The sequence below is a fragment of the Streptomyces sp. NPDC056479 genome (genome assembly GCF_042795335.1).
Classification (GTDB): Bacteria; Actinomycetota; Actinomycetes; order Streptomycetales; family Streptomycetaceae; genus Streptomyces.
This window is the reverse complement of record NZ_JBHTRZ010000011.1, coordinates 399,785-418,780: the sequence shown is the minus strand read 5'-3', so window position 1 is coordinate 418,780 and position 18,996 is coordinate 399,785. Positions and strand designations below refer to the sequence as shown.

General features: G+C 69.6%; 12 protein-coding genes. 9 read left to right on the top strand and 3 right to left on the bottom strand.

Features of this window, described 5'->3' with window-relative positions:
• The first annotated feature begins 118 nt into the window (after window positions 1-118).
• Both gcvP and ACFQ6S_RS37685 read left to right on the top strand, forming a co-directional pair.
• Window positions 119-3,004, top strand: coding sequence for an aminomethyl-transferring glycine dehydrogenase (gene gcvP / locus ACFQ6S_RS37690; RefSeq protein WP_383419710.1), 2,886 nt, complete (start codon window positions 119-121; stop codon window positions 3,002-3,004).
• A 124-nt stretch (window positions 3,005-3,128) separates the two neighbouring features.
• Window positions 3,129-5,030, top strand: coding sequence for an SMI1/KNR4 family protein (locus tag ACFQ6S_RS37685; RefSeq protein WP_383419708.1), 1,902 nt, complete (start codon window positions 3,129-3,131; stop codon window positions 5,028-5,030).
• A 7-nt stretch (window positions 5,031-5,037) separates the two neighbouring features.
• On the opposite strand, the gene ACFQ6S_RS37680 is transcribed toward ACFQ6S_RS37685, so the two are convergent.
• Entirely contained in the window at window positions 5,038-5,559 is a 522-nt protein-coding gene (locus tag ACFQ6S_RS37680) for a hypothetical protein (protein ID WP_383419706.1), read from the bottom strand.
• Window positions 5,560-5,679: 120 nt separating this feature from the next.
• Complete coding sequence (locus ACFQ6S_RS37675; protein ID WP_383419704.1) at window positions 5,680-7,638, bottom strand: APC family permease; 1,959 nt, start codon at window positions 7,636-7,638, stop codon at window positions 5,680-5,682.
• Between the two features lie 489 nt (window positions 7,639-8,127).
• On the opposite strand from ACFQ6S_RS37675, the gene ACFQ6S_RS37670 reads away from it, so the two are divergent.
• Window positions 8,128-10,599 carry an ATP-binding protein gene (locus tag ACFQ6S_RS37670; RefSeq protein WP_383419702.1) on the top strand — a complete coding sequence of 824 codons (2,472 nt, stop codon included), beginning with the start codon at window positions 8,128-8,130 and terminating at the stop codon, window positions 10,597-10,599.
• A gap of 114 nt (window positions 10,600-10,713) precedes the next feature.
• Here the strand turns inward: ACFQ6S_RS37670 and ACFQ6S_RS37665 are convergent, their stop codons facing one another.
• A complete protein-coding gene (locus ACFQ6S_RS37665) occupies window positions 10,714-11,274 on the bottom strand; it encodes a hypothetical protein (protein WP_383419700.1) in 561 nt (186 codons plus the stop codon).
• Between the two features lie 264 nt (window positions 11,275-11,538).
• On the opposite strand from ACFQ6S_RS37665, the gene ACFQ6S_RS37660 reads away from it, so the two are divergent.
• From ACFQ6S_RS37660 to ACFQ6S_RS37635, 6 genes are all read left to right on the top strand, one after another.
• Window positions 11,539-13,380 (top strand): APC family permease, encoded by a 1,842-nt coding sequence (locus ACFQ6S_RS37660; protein ID WP_383419698.1) that lies wholly within the window; start codon window positions 11,539-11,541, stop codon window positions 13,378-13,380.
• Window positions 13,381-13,622: 242 nt separating this feature from the next.
• On the top strand, window positions 13,623-13,712 hold the full coding sequence (gene kdpF / locus ACFQ6S_RS37655; protein WP_016434100.1) for a K(+)-transporting ATPase subunit F: 90 nt from the start codon (window positions 13,623-13,625) through the stop codon (window positions 13,710-13,712).
• 8 nt (window positions 13,713-13,720) lie between these two features.
• Entirely contained in the window at window positions 13,721-15,397 is a 1,677-nt protein-coding gene (kdpA, locus tag ACFQ6S_RS37650) for a potassium-transporting ATPase subunit KdpA (protein ID WP_383419696.1), read from the top strand.
• Between the two features lie 32 nt (window positions 15,398-15,429).
• Complete coding sequence (gene kdpB, locus ACFQ6S_RS37645) at window positions 15,430-17,529, top strand: potassium-transporting ATPase subunit KdpB (protein WP_383419694.1); 2,100 nt, start codon at window positions 15,430-15,432, stop codon at window positions 17,527-17,529.
• 5 nt (window positions 17,530-17,534) lie between these two features.
• Window positions 17,535-18,203, top strand: coding sequence for a potassium-transporting ATPase subunit C (locus ACFQ6S_RS37640; RefSeq protein ID WP_383419692.1), 669 nt, complete (start codon window positions 17,535-17,537; stop codon window positions 18,201-18,203).
• Between the two features lie 109 nt (window positions 18,204-18,312).
• Window positions 18,313-18,996, top strand: coding sequence for a response regulator (locus tag ACFQ6S_RS37635; RefSeq protein WP_383419690.1), 684 nt, complete (start codon window positions 18,313-18,315; stop codon window positions 18,994-18,996).

The window sequence follows — 18,996 nt, the reverse complement described above, 5'->3', positions numbered from 1 at the left end:
CGGGAGCCCTTGGGCGCCCCGGTGAAGCTCTCAGGTTGAGATGACAGAGGGGGAGGCCGTCCGGGTACCCGCGCCATGGTGCCCCTCGAAGGTCGTGTCAGACCAGGAGGCCTCCGCAATGACCGCCCATCGCATTCCGCTCTCCGAGCTCGAGCAGGGTATTCCCTTCGAGCAGCGTCATATCGGTCCTGATCATGAGGCTCGGGCCAAGATGCTCGCCCAGGTCGGATACGGCTCGCTCGACGAGCTCACCGCCGCAGCGGTGCCGGACGTCATCAAGAACGCCGACTCTCTTGATCTGCCGGGAGCGCGTACCGAGCCCGAGGTGCTGGCCGAGCTGCGGTCGCTCGCCGACCGCAACCAGGTGCTGGACCCGATGATCGGGCTCGGCTACTACGGCACCTTCACGCCGCCGGTCATCCTGCGGAATGTCATGGAGAACCCGGCCTGGTACACCGCCTACACGCCGTACCAGCCGGAGATCTCGCAGGGACGGCTCGAAGCCCTACTGAACTTCCAGACCATGGTCGCCGAGCTCACCGGGCTGCCGACCTCCGGTGCCTCGCTGCTCGACGAGGGGACCGCGGCGGCCGAGGCCTTGGCCCTGTCCCGGCGCATGGGCAAGAACAAGAAGGGCCTGTTCCTGGTCGACGCGGATGTCCTTCCGCAGACCATCGCCGTGATCGAGACCCGTGCCGAGCCGACCGGTGTGGAGGTCGTGGTCGCCGACCTCAGCGACGGCATCCCGGCCGAGATCGCCTCGCGTGAGATCAACGGCGTGCTGGTCCAGTACCCGGGTGCCTCCGGTGTCGTACGGGATATCAAGGCCGTCATCGACCAGGCCCACGAGCTCGGTGCCCTCGTCACCGTCGCCGCCGATCTGCTCGCGCTCACGCTGCTGAAGTCGCCCGGTGAGCTCGGGGCGGACATCGCGGTCGGGACGACGCAGCGGTTCGGTGTGCCGATGGGCTTCGGCGGGCCGCACGCCGGATACATGGCCGTACACGAGAAGTTCGCGCGCAGCCTGCCGGGGCGGCTCGTGGGTGTGTCCGTGGACGCCGACGGGAACAAGGCTTACCGGCTGGCGCTCCAGACGCGTGAGCAGCACATCCGGCGGGAGAAGGCGACCAGCAACATCTGTACCGCTCAGGTGCTGCTCGCCGTGATGGCCGGGATGTACGCCGTCTACCACGGGCCCGAGGGGCTCAAGGGCATCGCGCGGCGGACCCATCGGTACGCCACGATCCTCGCCGCGGGGCTCACGGCCGGTGGGGTCGAGGTCGTGCACGGCTCCTACTTCGACACCCTGACCGTGCGGGTGCCCGCGAAGGCCGCCGAGGTCGTCGCCGCCGCCCGGCAGAACGGCGTCAACCTGCGCCTCGTCGACGCCGACCACGTGTCCGTCGCCTGCGACGAGACCACCGCGCGGGCCCAACTGGGCGCCGTATGGACGGCGTTCGGCGTCGAGGGGGACATCGAGGCGCTGGACGCGGCGACCGAGGACACCCTTCCGGACGCGCTGCAGCGCACCGACGACTACCTCACCCACCCCGTCTTCCACCAGCACCGCTCCGAGACGGCGATGCTGCGCTACCTGCGCAGGCTCGCCGACCGTGACTACGCGCTCGACCGCGGCATGATCCCGCTGGGCTCCTGCACGATGAAGCTCAACGCGACCACCGAGATGGAGCCGGTCACCTGGCCGGAGTTCGGGCAGCTGCACCCCTTCGCGCCCGCCGAGCAGGCGCAGGGCTATCTGACGCTCATCCGTGAGCTGGAGGAACGTCTCGCCGAGGTCACCGGCTACGACAAGGTGTCGCTCCAGCCGAACGCCGGGTCGCAGGGTGAGCTCGCCGGGCTGCTCGCCGTACGCGGGTACCACCGGGCCAACGGCGACGAGCAGCGCACCGTCTGCCTCATCCCGTCCTCCGCGCATGGCACGAACGCCGCGAGCGCCGTGATGGCCGGCATGAAGGTCGTCGTCGTGAAGACCGCCGAGGACGGCGAGATCGACGTCGAGGACCTGCGGGCGAAGATCGAGAAGCACCGGGACGAGCTGTCGGTGCTGATGATCACGTACCCGTCGACGCACGGTGTGTTCGAGGAGCACGTCGCCGACATCTGCGCGCAGGTGCACGAGGCCGGCGGGCAGGTGTACGTCGACGGCGCGAACCTCAACGCGCTGGTGGGGCTTGCCAAGCCCGGCCACTTCGGCGGTGACGTCTCCCACCTGAACCTGCACAAGACCTTCTGCATCCCGCACGGCGGTGGCGGTCCGGGCGTCGGCCCGGTAGGTGTGCGTGCGCACCTGGCGCCGTACCTGCCCAACCACCCGCTGCAGCCTGCCGCCGGCCCGGAGACGGGCGTCGGCCCGATCTCGGCCGCGCCGTGGGGCTCCGCGGGGATCCTGCCGATCTCCTGGGCGTACGTCCGCCTCATGGGCGGCGAGGGGCTGAAGCGGGCCACGCAGGTGGCCGTGCTGTCCGCCAACTACATCGCCAAGCGGCTGGAGCCGCACTACCCCGTCCTCTACACCGGGCCGGGCGGGCTCGTCGCGCACGAGTGCATCATCGATCTGCGGCCGCTGACCAAGGCGACCGGGGTGAGCGTCGACGACGTGGCCAAGCGGCTCATCGACTACGGCTTCCACGCGCCGACGATGTCGTTCCCGGTGGCCGGGACGCTGATGATCGAGCCGACCGAGTCCGAGGACCTGACCGAGATCGACCGGTTCTGCGAGGCGATGATCGCCATCCGTGCGGAGATCGAGAAGGTCGGTTCGGGTGACTGGCCCGCCGAGGACAACCCGCTGCGCAACGCCCCGCACACCGCCGGTGCGCTCGGCGGGGAGTGGGAGCACGCGTACGGCCGTGAGGAGGCCGTGTTCCCGGCCGGGGTGTCGGCCGCCGAGAAGTACTGGCCGCCGGTGCGCCGTATCGACCAGGCCTTCGGTGACCGGAACCTGGTGTGCTCCTGCCCGCCGTTGGACGCCTACGAGGACTGAGATTCACCGGATGAGTGAATGAAGGGCTCCGCCCCGGTCGTACGTGGCCGGGGCGGAGCCCTTTATGCGGCAGCAGAACCTGTGCGTACGGGGCGTTGTCAGTGGCGGGTGACACCATCCGGTCATGACTGGCGACTCTTTCAACTGGCATGAGTTCCTGGGGCGTTGGCAGGAGGAGTGGGTTCCGCGTGCGGGGGAGGACGAGGACGACCCTGAGGCCGTTGTGTCGCCGGGCAGGCCCGGGGCGGGCGAGGCGGTGATCGTCGCGGCCGAGGAGCGGCTGGGGCGGCGGTTGCCGCCTTCCTACCGGGAGTTCCTGGCCGTGAGCGACGGGTGGCACGTGGACGAGACGGCCGGGGTCTATCAGCTCGGCGGCGTCGCGGACATCGACTGGTTCCAGGATCCGTACGGCATGACCTCGCTGTACGAAGAGAATCTGGGCGACTGCCCGCGCGAGGAGGACGTCCTGCTGGCCGGGATGTGGCAACGGGCGCTGCGGCTGGAGACGGACTCCGACATGTCCTACGCCCTGCTCGACCCGGGCGACAGCGACCCGGACGGCGAGTGGGCGCTCTACGTCTACAAAGGCTGGAGCGGTGAACTGCCGGAGCGTTACCGGTCCTTCCGCGCATACATGGAGGCCAGGTATCGCGGTTTCCATGCCGACCGGGTGGAGAGAACCGACTTCGTGAACGCGACCACGCGGGCCCAGGACGCCCGTGTGGAGGAGGCACGTCTGCTGGCCCTGCGCGGGCGGTACGAGAAGGCCCTGTCGCTGCTCGAGGAGGCGCTGTCCTTCGGACGGCCAGGGTGCGCCGTCCTGCTCAGCCAGCTCCGGCATCTACTCGCTCCGCGCAACACCCGGGACTACGGCAACCTGGCGGCCGACCCGCGCTACCTGTCCGAGATTCTGCCGGTCGAGGCCATGACGCCGGCACGCGGCGAATGGCGGCTGGGCGGGGACGACCACTGGCTCGGGATGATGGCCGCCCGCGGGGTCGAGCGGAAGGCCGCCGAGGCCGTACTGAGTGGGATGCGGGACGGTGCTTATCGGTACGCGCCGCCCGGACCGTGGGGCCAGGCCGTCGCCGACGCCCGGGAGTCGGCCCGCTGGGGGGAGACCGACGCCGCGTGGCGGATGCTGCGGGACGCGCTCCCGCTGTGGGAGGCTCCCGGGCCCTCGCTGATCGCGCCGATCGGCCTGCTCGCCGATCCGGTCCTTGGCGCGCTGATCACCCCGGAGCGCGGGCGGGAAATCCTTGCGACACCGCGGGCCGGGGAGACGGGACCCGCTCCCGGTCCGGTGCCCGACCTCGACCCGCCGGGTCTCGCCTGGCTGACGGAGCCCGCGCCGAACCGGCGGCCGTTCGACGGATACCGCTGTGTCTGGGTCGAGGGGACCGACCCCGCCCGCCTGCCCGCCCTGATCGGCGAGGACGGCGCCGAACTGAGCGCGCCCGCTGATCCGCGCGAGGTGTCCTGGCGGGCACCCAAGCCGCATGAGCGGGAGGGGGTGGAACTCTGGGAGGACCGGGCCGTGGTCGCCGTCGGCCGCACCGACGGGGCGTGGACCTTCGCCTTCGACGGCCATTCCCCTCACCACCTGAACAAGCTGTTTCTCTCCCCTGCTCCGGCCGCCTCCTCGTCCGGTCGCGCGGTGGTGGTGTGGCGGGGCCCAAGTGGATCGTCCCCGGGTGACCAACCGGCCGCCTTCCACCTGTCCGTGGCCGAACAGGGCGAGGAGCTCTACGCGTTCACCGTGCGGGGTACGGAGATCCAGCGCTCCGGCGCGATACCCGAGGCCCTCGACCCAGCGCGGCTGTTCCGCCCGCTGGACACGGAACTGGACGGCGAGCTGCGAATGTTGGAGGCCCTGCACACCGAACTCGGGCTTTCTCTCCCGCGCTTCGCGCTGACCCGAGGCAGGCTCCACACCTTCACCACCCGGTCATGGACCAGGGCGCCACGCGAGGGGGAGGGGTACGCCTACCTCACCTTCGTGCGACACCGGCCGAGCGCCCCGTGAGGACAGGTCAGAGGATCCCGGATGCCTTGAGCACCGCCCGCGCCTCCGCGTCGTCGATCTGGAGGCGGAGGCGTTCCACTACCTCGATGCCCTCGAGCAGTGTCCCGCCGGCGCGTGAGCGGCGTACCCCGGTGTCCAGCTCGTGCCACAGCAGGGGGTTGGCGACGAGGATCCGTGGGTCCAGTTCCAGGCGGCGGCCGTCCGTGTCGCGCAGGGTCAGATGCGCGGAGACATCGCCGTACTGCCGTACGGTCACCAGGGCGTCCGTGCGTACCGCCTGACGTCGTACGAGGCCGCGTACCGCGAGCCAGCCCGGGCCCGCGGTCACGCGCTGCGGGAGCAGGATCGTGAAGAGCAGGGCGGTCATGACGAGCCACAGCATGGCGCGGGGCGGGGTCAGGGTGTGCTCGTCCCAGTCGACCACCAGGGTCATGGCGAGGAAGGTCAGAGCGCAGCCCGTGGCGAACCGGGCGCTGTCGTGCCAGTGGCGGTCACCGGTCGGGGTCGGGCGCAGTCTGCTTCCGTCCACAGTGCTGACGGTAGGACGCATCGGCGTTCGAGCGAACGGCGCTGACGGTGCTCTGACGCCTTACGGTTCATCGTTGACGCGATCCTGATGGGCGTGGCCGGTTCGGCCGCTGGGCACGCGTCAGCCGGTGTGCACCCGGGGCCTGCGGTCCCGATCGGGCTCGGCCTCCCGCAGCACTTCGCGGGTGACCGGGGCGACCTCGCCCTGGCCGAAGAGGAAGAAGCGGAGGAAGTTGGCGAAGGGGGTGCCCTCGGTCCACTCGAAGTAGATGTGCGGGATGCAGCCGGTCGTGTCGCGGACGTACAGCAGCAGTGCGGCCAGGGCGTTGGGGATGGAGGAGGACTCCAGGGTCAGGACGCGGTAGCGGTTGTGCATGACCTGGCCGCGTACGGTCAGGCCCGCCTCGAACTCGGACGGGTCGGTGACCGTGACCTCGACGAAGACGAAGTCCTCCTGCTGCGAGAGGTCGTTGTCGTAGCGGATCTGCTCGACCTTGTCGCGGTACTCCGCCTTGTCCCGGCTGTCGGGCTCGTTGGCGATGAAGCGGATCTTGCGGCTCGCTATGTCGCGGACGAATCGTTCCGCCATGTCGTCGAGCGTCACGCTGGTGACACGGAGCTCGAAGGCGCGCATCAGCCGCGAGAGCAGGGAGATCAGGATGATGCCGGCGATGAAACAGGCGCCGATCTTCACGCCGTCGGGGCGTTCGATGACGTTCACGACGGTCGTGTAGAGGAACACCGCCGAGATGACCGCGAAGCCGATGAACCACTTGCGCTGGCCGGCCTTGCGGGCAGCGATGGTCACGGCGATGGCGGCGGAGCTGATGAGCACCAGCACGCCGGTGGCGTAGGCGCCGCCCTGGGCGTCGACGTCGGCGTCGAAGATCCAGGTGACCAGGAAGGCGACCAGGGTGAAGACGATGACCATCGGGCGGACGGCCCTGGCCCAGTGCGGGGCCATGCCGTAGCGGGGGAGATAGCGGGGCATCAGGTTGAGCAGCCCGGCCATGGCGGAGGCGCCGGCGAACCACAGGATGGCGATCGTCGAGACGTCGTAGACCGTGCCGAAGGCGTTGCCGAGGTACTCGTGCGCGAGGTAGGCCAGCGCACGGCCGTTGGCCTCGCCGCCCGACTCGAACTCCTTCTCGGGGATCAGCAGGGTGGTGATGAAGCTCGTCGTGATCAGGAAGCAGCTCATGATCACGGCGGCGGTGGTGAGCAGCTTCTTGGTGTCCCGGATCCGCCCCTTGGGGTTCTCCTCGGTCTCACCCGGGTCGCCCTTGACGTGCGGCATCACGGCGACGCCGGTCTCGAAGCCGGAGAGGCCGAGCGCGAGCTTGGGGAAGACGATCAGGGCCACGCCGATCATGACGAAGATGTTGCCGTGCTCGGCGGTGAGGGCGCTGGTCCAGTCGGTGACCACGTGTCCCTCGGTGATGACGTGGTAGAGGCCCGAGACCACGACGACGGCGTTGAGCGCGAGATAGATGCCCACCAGGACGACCGCGACGCCGATCGCCTCCAGGAAGCCCTTGAGGAACACCGCGCCCAGCAGCGCCACCAGGATCAGGGTGATCACCAGTTGCTTGTCGTGCAGGGCGCTTTCCAGGTGCGGGTTCTCGATCAGGTGGGTCGAGGCGTCGGCCGCGGACAGGGTGATGGTGATCAGGAAGTCCGTGGCCGCGAAGCCCAGCAGGGTCAGGACGAACAGCTTGCCCTTCCAGAAGGTCAGCAGCCGCTCCAGCATCGCGATCGAGCCCTGACCGTGGGGGCTCTCTTCGGCCACCCGGCGGTAGACGGGGAGGGCGCCCGCCAGTGTGACGATCACGAGCACGATGGTGGCGATGGGGGAGAGCAGACCGGCCGCGAGGGCCGCGATGCCTGGCTGATATCCGAGGGTCGAGAAGTAGTCGACGCCGGTGAGGCACATGACCCGCCACCAGGGCTGGCCCTCGTCCACGGGCTCCTTCTCGGGCTGCGCGCCGCCCTTGGCACCGTGACCCTTGCCCATGTCGGACAGGCCCTCCAGCATCCAGGCGCGCAGGCGACTGGGAGGAGAGTGTTCGGTCGTGGCCATCGGCGTGCTCCTGATGTGCGGTCGGTCGGCAGGGCGATTCCGGCCATCACGCGGACGGCGGCACCAGCGTATGCAGAGAGTTACGCCCGGGCCCACGGATGGAGGGGCTGGGGGCGTCAAGCTTCCGTTAAGACTCGCCTTGTCTTTGTTGGCTGCACGTCAAGATGTGTGCTCTGGTACGCGTTCGTCATGGGTTGGGCTGTACGGGGGACGGGTGGCGGGCCGGAGAGATGAACACCCAGCGTCATCATCGTGCGTCTGCGCTTGCGGGCATGTGGCGATCACGCGCTGAGCCGCTCCCGAGGCACCGGGCTGCCTGCCGCGTAGTGGACGTACTCGCGCCCCAGACGGAAACCGGCGGTCCCCGCGAGGCGCCCTTCATCCTGACCGGCTCCGGCTGTCAAGAGAGTGTCAACGTCCACGTCGGGGGCGCCAGGGATGCGTCAAGACTCCTGCCCAGGGGCGCGCGGAGCGGTTCCCTGAGACCTGATGAACGAAGTACCGCGCGGACGGCTGAAGGTCTACCTCGGGGCGGCCCCGGGGGTGGGCAAGACGTACCGCATGCTCGATGAGGGGCGGCGCCGGGCCGGCCGCGGGGCCGATGTGGTCGTGGCGTTCGCCGAATGTCATGGACGTATCCGTACCGAGGCAATGCTCGACGGCCTGGAAGTCGTGCCGCGCGCGCAGTGCCACCACCGGGGCGGGGAGCTCGAGGAGATGGATCTCGCCGCGGTGCTCGAGCGGCACCCGCAGGTCGCGATCGTCGACGAGTTCGCCCACACCAACGTCCCCGGCGGCGGGCGCAATCCCAAGCGGTGGCAGGACATCGAGGCGCTGCTCGCCGCCGGCATCGACGTCATCACGGCCGTCAACGTCCAGCACCTGGAGTCCCTCAAGGACGTGGTCGAGAAGATCACCGGCGTGCCGCAGCACGAGACGGTGCCCGACGAGGTCGTACGCCGGGCCCGGCAGGTCGAGCTCGTCGACATCCCGCCCGAGGGGCTGCGCCGGCGTATGGCACACGGGAACATCTACGCGCCCGAGAAGATCGACGCGGCCCTCGCCAACTACTTCCGGCCCGGAAACCTCACCGCGCTGCGGCAGCTGGCGCTGCTCTGGGTGGCCGACCGGGTCGACGAGGCCCTCAACAGCTATCGCGCGGAGCATGCGATCGGCGGGGTGTGGGAGACCCGGGAACGGGTCGTGGTCGCGCTGACCGGCGGCCCGGAGGGCGACACGATCATCCGGCGGGCGGCCCGTATCGCCGCCCGGTCGGCCGGCGGGGACCTGCTCGCCGTGCACGTCACCCGCAGCGACGGTCTCGCTGCCGGGGCCTCGCACGCCTCGCTCGCCCGTCAGCGCCGGCTCGTGGAGGACCTGGGCGGCAGCTACCACCAGGTGGTCGGCGACGACGTCGCGACCGCGCTCGTGGAGTTCGCCCGCGCCGAGAACGCCACCCAGCTCGTCCTCGGGGCCAGTCGGCGCGGCCGCCTGGAACGGTTCGTGACGGGCCTCGGGACGGGGGAGACCGTCGTCGCGCTCTCCGGCGACATCGACGTCCACCGGGTCACCCACGAACGGGCCGGCCGAGGCACTCTGCTGCCGTCCCGTCGCCGTACGCTCTCCACGTCCCGACGGATCGGGGGACCGGTCGCCGGACTCGTGCTGCCGGTGCTGCTCACCCTCGTCCTCGCTCAGTTGCGCGGCACCCTCAATCTGACCAGCGAGGCCCTGCTGTTCCTGCTCGCGGTGGTGGGCGTGGCCTGCATAGGCGGCGTGGCCTCGGCGGTGATCGCCTCCGTCACGGCGTCGCTGCTGCTCAACTACTGGTTCATCCCGCCCATAGGGGAGTTCACGCTCGACGACCCCAACGCCCTGCTGGCGCTGGCCGTGTTCGCGGTGGTCGCGGCCACGGTGGCCGCCGTCGTCGACCGTTCCCTTCGCCTGTCCCGGCGGGCCGCCCGCGCCACCGCCGAGGCGGAGACCATGTCGTCCCTCGCGGGCAGCATCGTGCGCGGCGGCCAGACGATCCCCGCGCTGCTGGAACGCACCCGGGAGACCTTCGCCATGGAGTCGGCGGAACTGGTCGACGAGCCCCCCGACGCCGACGGTGTCACCGCGGTGCCGGCGGGCCCGGGTGCCTACCTGGCGCTCCAGGGGCGGGACATGTCGTCGTCCGAACGGCGGGTGCTCGCCGCCTTCGCCGCACACGTCGGGTCCGCGGTGGAGCGGGCCCGGCTCGCCGAGGCCGCCGCCGAGGTCGAGCCGGTGAAGGCCGCCGACCGGATGCGTACGGCACTGCTGCGGGCCGTCGGCCACGACCTGCGCACGCCGCTCGCCGCGGGCTGGGCTGCCGTAACGTCCCTGCGCAGCCGGGACGTGCAGTTCTCCGCCGAGGACCGGGACGAACTGCTCGCCACCGCCGACGAGTCCATGGCCAAACTGAACCGGCTGGTGGAGAACCTGCTCGACCTCAGCCGCCTGGAGGCGGGCGTACTGAAGCTGAACCTTCGGCCCACCGCGCTGGAGGAGGTGCTGCCGGCGGCGCTGGTGGACATACCCGGCGTCGAGGTCGGGGACGTGGAGGAGTTGCCCCCGGTGCTTGTCGATCCGCCGCTGCTGGAACGCGTGATCGCCAACCTGGTCGCCAACGCGGCACGGCACAGTCCGCCAGGGACGAAGGTGTGGGTCACCGCCAGCGCGTTGGCGGGGCGGGCCGAACTCCGGGTCGTCGACCGGGGGCCGGGGCTTGAGGCGACGGGACGGGAGCGGCTCTTCGAGCCGTTTCAGCGGCTGGGGGACACCGACAACACGACTGGGCTGGGGTTGGGGCTTGCCCTGGCCCGAGGGCTGACCGAGGCGATGAACGGCACGGTGTTTCCGGAGGACACGCCCGGCGGTGGGCTGACGATGGTTGTTTCGTTGCCGTTGGTGGGGGATGCGGTGGGCGTGGGAGCGTAAGGGGGGTGAGTGCCGGGTGGCGGGTGCGGGTTCGTTGTGGCTGATCGCGCCCACGCGGCGGAGCCGCACATCGATGCAGCACCTGCGCCCCAGAGGACATGGTCGTACCCGGTGTCAATCCAGATCGGAGAGTTTGAAGACGGCCGCAGCGTTCTCATGGTCGAGCCGCTGCGAGACTCGCCGTAGCGCCGTCTCCCCACATGTCATCGTGCCGTGAGCCAGGGACTTCTGCGCGTCCTCGTGCAGGCGGTGCCACAGATCCGGGTTGTTGACGAGGACCTGCGGGTCGATCTCGACGCGATCGCCGAAGGCGTCCCGCAGCAGCAGCCGTTGGGAGACTCCGTCCAGGCAGCGCACCGACACCAGCAGGTCGGTGCGGACGCGCCGGGTGCGCAGCAGCTGGCGGGAGGCCAGCCAGCCCTCGCCGGCCGAGACACGGGCCGGGCAGAGCACCACGAAGAGCAGGACCGCGAGCGTGAGCCACAGCGTGGCGCGCCCGGAGGTGAGAGTGTCGGCGCCCCAGTCGATCAGGAACAGCAGGCCCAGCAGCACCGTCGCACAGCGCACCGAGTCCCGCACATCGCGCGCCCAGCGGCGGTCGTGCGCCGTCTCCTCAAGGGCCCTGGCCCGGTCCCCGATCAGGTCGTCCTCGCGCGCGTCGTTGCGGTGTTCCATACGGCCGACGCTAGACATCGTGCGAGCCGGAGCAACGCACCTTGATGGGACTCTGACGGGGGCCCGAAGGTTCTTGACGCCGCCGCAGCGATCCCCGCCCCTCGCGCGCGTCGCGCACGCGTCAAGGTGCCGTCAAGGACGGCCACTCGGGCGCGAAGAACGCGCTAGGAGCGGCAGGACACGCCGGGATCCGGACAGAACCTTGGTCAGTCGCGCGCGCCCCTCGCGCGTGACGGCTCGTCCGTACGAAGGAGCACGCATCCCATGTCCGTCCTGACCACCGCGCCCGGGGCGACCCCCGCCGATGAGGAACCGCCGGATACCGGCGAACGGCACCGGCTCACCGCCGTCACGGGCCTGGCCGCCCTGTCCCTCGACGCCATGGCGTCGGTGGCCTACGGCCCCGAGGCGATCGTGCTGGTGCTGGCGGCCGCCGGTGCCCACGGACTCGGCTTCACCCTCCCGGTCACGCTCGCCATCGCCGCCCTGCTGGCGGTGCTGGTCGCCTCGTACCGGCAGGTGATCGCGGCCTTCCCGGACGGCGGCGGCTCCTACGCCGTGGCCAAAACCCACCTGGGCAGGCGGACGAGCCTGGTCGCGGCGGCCTCGCTCGTCCTGGACTACGTCCTCAACGTCGCCGTCGCCGTCACGGCCGGTGTGGCCGCCCTCACCTCCGCCTTCCCGGCCCTCTACGACGACCGGCTGTGGCTGTGCCTGGCCGTGCTCGCGCTGATCACGGCGGTCAACCTGCGCGGCATCGTCGAGTCGGCGAAGGCGTTCATCGCACCGACCGTCGTATTCGTCGGTTCCATCCTCGTGCTGATCGTCGTCGGCCTCTTCCGGTCGGCGCCGGTGAGCACCGAGGCCGCCGCGGGGCACGCCTCCGTCCTCTCCGACAACGCGACCACCGTGGGCGCCCTGCTCCTGCTGAAGGCGTTCGCCTCCGGGTGCTCCGCCCTCACCGGCGTAGAGGCCATCGCCAACGCCGTCCCCTCCTTCCGCGTCCCCCGCGCCAAGCGCGCCCAGCACGCGGAGATCGCGCTCGGCGCCGTCCTCGGGGTGATGCTGATCGGCCTGTCGGTGCTGATCTCCCGCTTCCACCTCCAGCCGGTCGAGGGCGTCACCGTCCTCGCCCAGCTCGCGGACGCCTCGCTCGGCCACAACTGGGGCTTCTACGTCATCCAGTTCGCGACGATGATCCTGCTGGCCCTCTCCGCGAACACCTCGTTCGGCGGCCTGCCGGTGCTGCTGAAGCTGCTCGCCCGCGACAACTACCTGCCGCACGTGTTCGCGCTGAAGGCCGACCGGCAGGTGCACCGGCACGGCGTGCTGGCGCTGGCGGCCGTCTCCACCGCGCTGATCGTCTTCTCGGGCGGCGACACCAACACCCTCGTGCCGCTCTTCGCCATCGGAGTCTTCGTCGGCTTCACCATCGCGCAGGTCGGCATGGTCCGTCACTGGCGGCTGGAAAAGGGCCCTGGATGGCGGGGGAAGACCGCGCTCAACGGCTTCGGCGCGGTGCTCACCGGCGTCTCGGCCGTCGTCGTCACCGCGAGCAAGTTCGGGGAGGGCGCCTGGCTGATCGTGATCGCCCTGCCCTTGCTGGTCATGGCCTTCGAGACCGTGCACCGCGCCTACACCCGCATCGGCGAGCGGCTCGGCCTCGGGCGCATCCCCGAGCACCCGCACCGCGACCGCTCGGTCGTGCTCGTGCCCGTCTCCTCGCTCTCCCGGCTCACCTGCGAGGCGCTCACCGCGGCCGCCTCGCTCGGCGACGAGGTCCGGGCGGTCACCGTCTGCCATCCCGACCCCGAGGACCGGGCCGCGCTGTACGCCCTGGAGCTCTCCTGGGCCGAGTGGGACCCCGGTGTTCCCCTGGTCCGGCTCACCAGCGAACGGCGCTCCCTGGGCCGCCCCATCGCGGCGTACGTCCGTGACGTCATGGCCTCGGAGCCGGCCACCCGGGTCACGGTGCTGATCCCGGAGGCGGAGCCGGAGCGGCTGTGGCAGCGGCTGCTGCAGAACCAGCGGGGCGCGGTCGTCGCGCACGCCGTGCGCCGGGAGACGGACGCGGTGATCTGCCGGTTGCGGTTCCGCTTGCGCTGACTTCGGCGCGCCTGCGACCTGCGGTGATCGTCTCGCCGTCAGAGTTCCGTCAAAGGCGCGCAGTGGGCCGTCAGGGAGCCGTCAACGGCGCTCGATTCCGGCCACGAAGGCTGTTTCCTCGAACCGTCCCTGTCCGACCGAACCTCACTCCAGGAGTTCACGATGGCCGATCTGGCCTTCGTCGTCATCACGATCGCGTGCTTCGCGCTGGTGGCTCTCGTCGCCAAGGGGGTGACCAAGCTGTGACTGCCGAGAACATCGTCGGCCTCGTCGTGGCCGTCGCCCTGCTGGGCTATCTCGTCCTCGCCCTGATCTTCCCGGAGAGGTTCTGAGACAAGAAATGGGTCCCGTACTCGCAGGCGTACTCCAGCTGCTCGCCCTGATCACAGCCCTGGCGCTCGCCTACATCCCGCTCGGCAACTACATGGCCAAGGTCTACACCTCCGACAAGCACTGGCGTGTCGAGAAGTGGATCTACAAGGGCATCGGTGCCAACCCCAACACCGAGATGCGCTGGACCGCGTACCTGCGCGGCGTCCTCGCCTTCTCGGCCGTCGGCGTCCTCTTCCTCTACCTGCTCCAGCGGATCCAGGGCGTGCTGCCCGGTTCGCTCGGCTTCTCCGCGATCGACCCGGACCAGGCGTTCAACACCGCCGCGTCGTTCGTCTCCAACACCAACTGGCAGTCGTACTACGGCGAGCAGGCCATGGGCCACGTCGTGCAGACCGCCGGTCTGGCCGTGCAGAACTTCGTCTCCGCGGCCGTGGGTATCGCCGTCGCGGTGGCGCTGGTGCGCGGGTTCTCGCGCTCGCGCACCGGTGAGCTGGGCAACTTCTGGGCCGACCTGGTGCGCGGCACCGTCCGCATCCTGGTGCCGATCGCAGTGATCGGCGCGATCATCCTCGTCGCCTGCGGTGCCATCCAGAACTTCTCCGGTATCCACGAGGTCGGCCAATTCTTCAATGGGCACAGCGTGGGCGGCCAGCAGCAGTGGAACGGCGGCGCGGTCGCCTCGCAGGAGGCCATCAAGGAGCTCGGCACCAACGGTGGCGGTTACTTCAACGCCAACAGCGCCCACCCCTTCGAGAACCCCACCCCGTTCTCCAACCTCTTCGAGATCTTCCTGATCCTCGTCATCCCGTTCGCGCTGACCCGCACCTTCGGCGTCATGGTCGGCTCGGTCAAGCAGGGCTATGCGATCCTCGCGACGATGGCCACCATCTGGCTGGGCTTCACGGCCCTGATGATGTGGACCGAGTTCGCCCACCATGGCCTGGCGTTCGACCTCGCCGGCGGGGCGTACGAGGGCAAGGAGGTCCGCTTCGGCGTCGGCGGCTCGTCGATCTTCGCGACGGCGACCACGCTCACCTCGACCGGTGCGGTGGACTCCTTCCACTCGTCCTTCACCGGCCTCGGCGGCGGCATCACCATGCTCGGCATGATGCTGGGCGAGATCGCGCCAGGTGGTACCGGCTCCGGTCTCTACGGCATGCTGATCATGGCGATCATCGCGGTGTTCATCGCCGGTCTGATGGTCGGCCGTACGCCCGAGTACCTGGGCAAGAAGATCGGCTCCCGCGAGATCAAGCTGTCGGCCTGCTACATCCTGATCACACCGGCGCTGGTGCTCGTCTTCACCGCCCTCGCGATGGCGCTGCCGACGCCCGGGAACTCCATGACCAACAGCGGGGCGCACGGATTCTCCGAGATCCTGTACGCCTACACGTCCGCCTCGAACAACAACGGCTCGGCCTTCGCCGGTCTGAACGCGGACACGCAGTGGTTCAACAGCACGCTGGGCCTGTGCATGCTGCTCGGCCGCTTTGTTCCGATGGTGTTCGTGCTGGCGCTGGCCGGTTCGCTCGCCGAGCAGAAGCCGGTTCCCGCCACCGCGGGCACCCTGCGCACCGACAAGCCCCTGTACGCCGGGCTGCTCGTCGGAACGATCATCATCATCACCGGTCTGACGTACTTCCCGGCCCTCGCGCTGGGACCGCTGGCCGAGGGGCTGGCGTGATGACCACCCGCATAGAGAAGCAAGAGAACTCGATGTCCACAGCCACTCCGACCCGGGCGCCGCACAGCGACGTACCCACCGGGCACAAGTCCCCCGAGGGCCGTGTCGGCGCGGGCCTCTTCGACCCGAAGCAGCTTCTCAAGTCGCTGCCGGAGGCCTTCCGCAAGCTCGACCCACGGGTGATGGTCAAGTCCCCCGTGATGTTCGTGGTGTGGATCGGCTCCATCCTGACCACCGTCTTCTCCTTCAAGGACCCGGGCGACTGGTTCGGCTGGACGATCAGCGCCTGGCTGTGGCTGACGGTGATCTTCGCCAACCTCGCGGAGGCCGTCGCCGAGGGCCGCGGCAAGGCGCAGGCCGACACCCTGCGCAAGGCCAAGACGGACACGGTGGCGCGCCGGCTCAACGGTTCTGCCGAAGAGCGCGTGCCGGGCACCGAGTTGAAGATCGGCGACCTGGTCGTCTGCGAGGCCGGCGACATCATCCCCGGTGACGGAGACGTCATCGAGGGCGTCGCGTCCGTCGACGAGTCGGCGATCACCGGTGAGTCGGCCCCCGTCATCCGGGAGTCCGGCGGCGACCGTTCGGCGGTCACCGGCGGTACGAAGGTCCTCTCCGACCGCATCGTCATCAAGATCATGACGAAGCCCGGCGAGACCTTCATCGACCGGATGATCAGCCTGGTCGAAGGCGCGGCAAGGCAGAAGACGCCGAACGAGATCGCGCTCAACATCCTGCTGGCGTCCCTGACGATCGTCTTCCTGCTGGCCTGCGCCACGCTGCCGCCGCTCGCGAACTACGCGGGCACGGACCTGACGCTGGTCGTGCTGGTCGCGCTGCTGGTCTGTCTGATCCCGACCACGATCGGTGCCCTGCTCTCCGCGATCGGCATCGCGGGCATGGACCGTCTGGTCCAGCGCAACGTGCTGGCCATGTCGGGCCGTGCGGTAGAGGCCGCCGGTGACGTCTCCACGCTGCTGCTCGACAAGACCGGCACCATCACGCTCGGCAACCGCCAGGCGTCCGAGTTCGTGCCGGTGACCGGGACGACCGACGCCGAGGTCGCCGACGCCGCCCAGCTGTCGTCGCTGGCCGACGAGACACCCGAGGGCCGCTCCATCGTCGTACTGGCGAAGGAGAAGTACGGCCTGCGCGAGCGTCTCCAGGGCGAGCTGTCCGGTGCCGAGTGGATCGCCTTCACCGCCCAGACCCGGATGTCGGGTGTGGACGTCGACGGCCGCAAGATCCGCAAGGGCGCCGCCGGTTCGGTCATCGCCTGGGTGCGGGAGCGCGGCGGCACCATCGCCGAGGACGCGGACACGATCGCCAACCGGATCTCCGAGGCGGGTGGCACTCCGCTGCTGGTCGCGATCGAGGACGCCGACGGGGCACGGGTGCTGGGCGTCATCCACCTGAAGGACGTCGTCAAGGACGGCATGCGCGAGCGGTTCGAGGAACTGCGCCGTATGGGCATCAAGACCGTCATGATCACGGGTGACAACCCGCTGACCGCCAAGGCGATCGCCGACGAGGCGGGCGTGGACGACTTCCTCGCGGAGGCCACTCCCGAGGACAAGATGGCGCTCATCAAGCGGGAGCAGGCCGGCGGCAAGCTGGTCGCGATGACCGGTGACGGCACCAACGACGCCCCCGCGCTCGCGCAGGCGGACGTCGGCGTGGCGATGAACACCGGTACGTCGGCCGCCAAGGAGGCCGGCAACATGGTCGACCTCGACTCCAACCCGACCAAGCTCATCGAGATCGTAGAGATCGGCAAGCAGTTGCTGATCACGCGCGGTGCGCTGACCACGTTCTCCATCGCCAACGACGTCGCGAAGTACTTCGCGATCATCCCGGCGCTGTTCGCGGCGGTCTACCCGGGCCTGGACAAGCTCAACGTCATGGGCCTGTCCTCGCCGGACTCCGCGATCCTGTCCGCGGTCATCTTCAACGCGCTGATCATCATCGCGCTGGTGCCGCTGTCCCTGAAGGGCGTGCAGTACCGGCCGGTCAGCGCCGACAAGATGCTGCGCCGCAACCTGACCATCTACGGTCTGGGCGGCCTGGTCGCGCCCTTCATCGGCATCAAGATCATCGACCTCCTCATCTCCCTCATCCCCGGGATCGGCTGACCGCCATGAACAACTCCGTATCGAACACCGCCCGGTTGCTCGGGGCGGGCCTGCGCGCCCTCCTCGTGCTGACCCTGGTGACGGGTGTCATCTATCCGCTGCTTGTCACGGGTGTGGCCCAGGCGCTGTTCAGCAACAAGGCGAACGGCTCCGAGATCAAGGCGGACGGCAAGGTCGTCGGCTCCTCGCTGATCGGACAGGCCTACAACCTGCCGCTCAAGAAGGGCCAGGAGACCCCGGATCCCGACCTGCGGTGGTTCCAGGGCCGCCCGCGGAACGGCCTCGGCACCAACAGCGTCAACACCCAGTACAGCCTCATCCTGTCCGGCGCGACCAACCGGTCCGGCGACAACGAAGAGCTCATCCAGTGGGTGAAGGACGCCAAGGCGGCGGTGGTCAAGGACAACTCGACCGCCGACTACAAGGTCAAGCCCTCCGAGGTGCCCGCCGAGGCGGTGACGTCCTCCGGCTCCGGCCTGGACCCGGACATCTCCCCGGCCTACGCCGACCTCCAGGTCCACCGGGTCGCCGATAAGAACGGGCTGTCCGCCGGCCAGGTGCAGAAGCTGGTCGACGAGCACACCGAGGGCCGCACCCTCGGCTTCATGGGCGAGCCGCGCGTGAACGTCCTCGAACTCAACATCGCGCTCAAGGCTCTCGTGGCCAAGAGCTGATGGCGTTATGCGATCCGCGCGGGAGTCGGCGGCCGGACCCATCCGGTTCCGCCGGCTCCCGCCGCCATGAAGCCGGTTGCCGACGTGCAGGACAGGAAGGCGTACACCCATGACCCGGGTGCTGGTGGTGGAGGACGATCCGCAGCTGGTGCGGGCCCTCGTGATCAACATGCAGGCACGCAAGTACGGCGTGGACGCGGCGCCCGACGGTGCCACCGCGCTCAGACTCGCGGCCGCACGCCAGCCGGACGTCGTGATGCTCGACCTCGGTCTTCCCGACATGGACGGTGTCGACGTCATCAAGGCGCTGCGCGGCTGGACCCGTGTACCGATCCTGGTGCTGTCGGCGCGTCGGGCGTCCGACGAGAAGGTCGTCGCCCTCGACGCGGGAGCCGACGACTACGTCACGAAGCCCTTCAGCATGGACGAGTTGATGGCCCGGCTGCGGGCCTGTGTCCGCCGTACCGAGGACACTCCGCTCGGCCCCGGGACGACCCTCGTGGAGACGGACGGGTTCACCATCGACCTGCGGGCCAAGAAGGTCGCCCGCGGTGATCGTGACGTACGGCTCACACCCACGGAATGGCACCTGCTGGAGATCCTGGTCACCAACCCGGGCCGGCTCGTGACACAGAAGTATCTGCTCCAGGAGGTCTGGGGGGTCTCCCAGAGCAGCAAGACCAACTACCTGCGGGTCTACATGGCGCAATTGCGGCGCAAGTTGGAAGCGGACCCGTCCCACCCCCGTTACCTCATCACCGAACCCGGCATGGGTTACCGCTTCGAAGGGTGA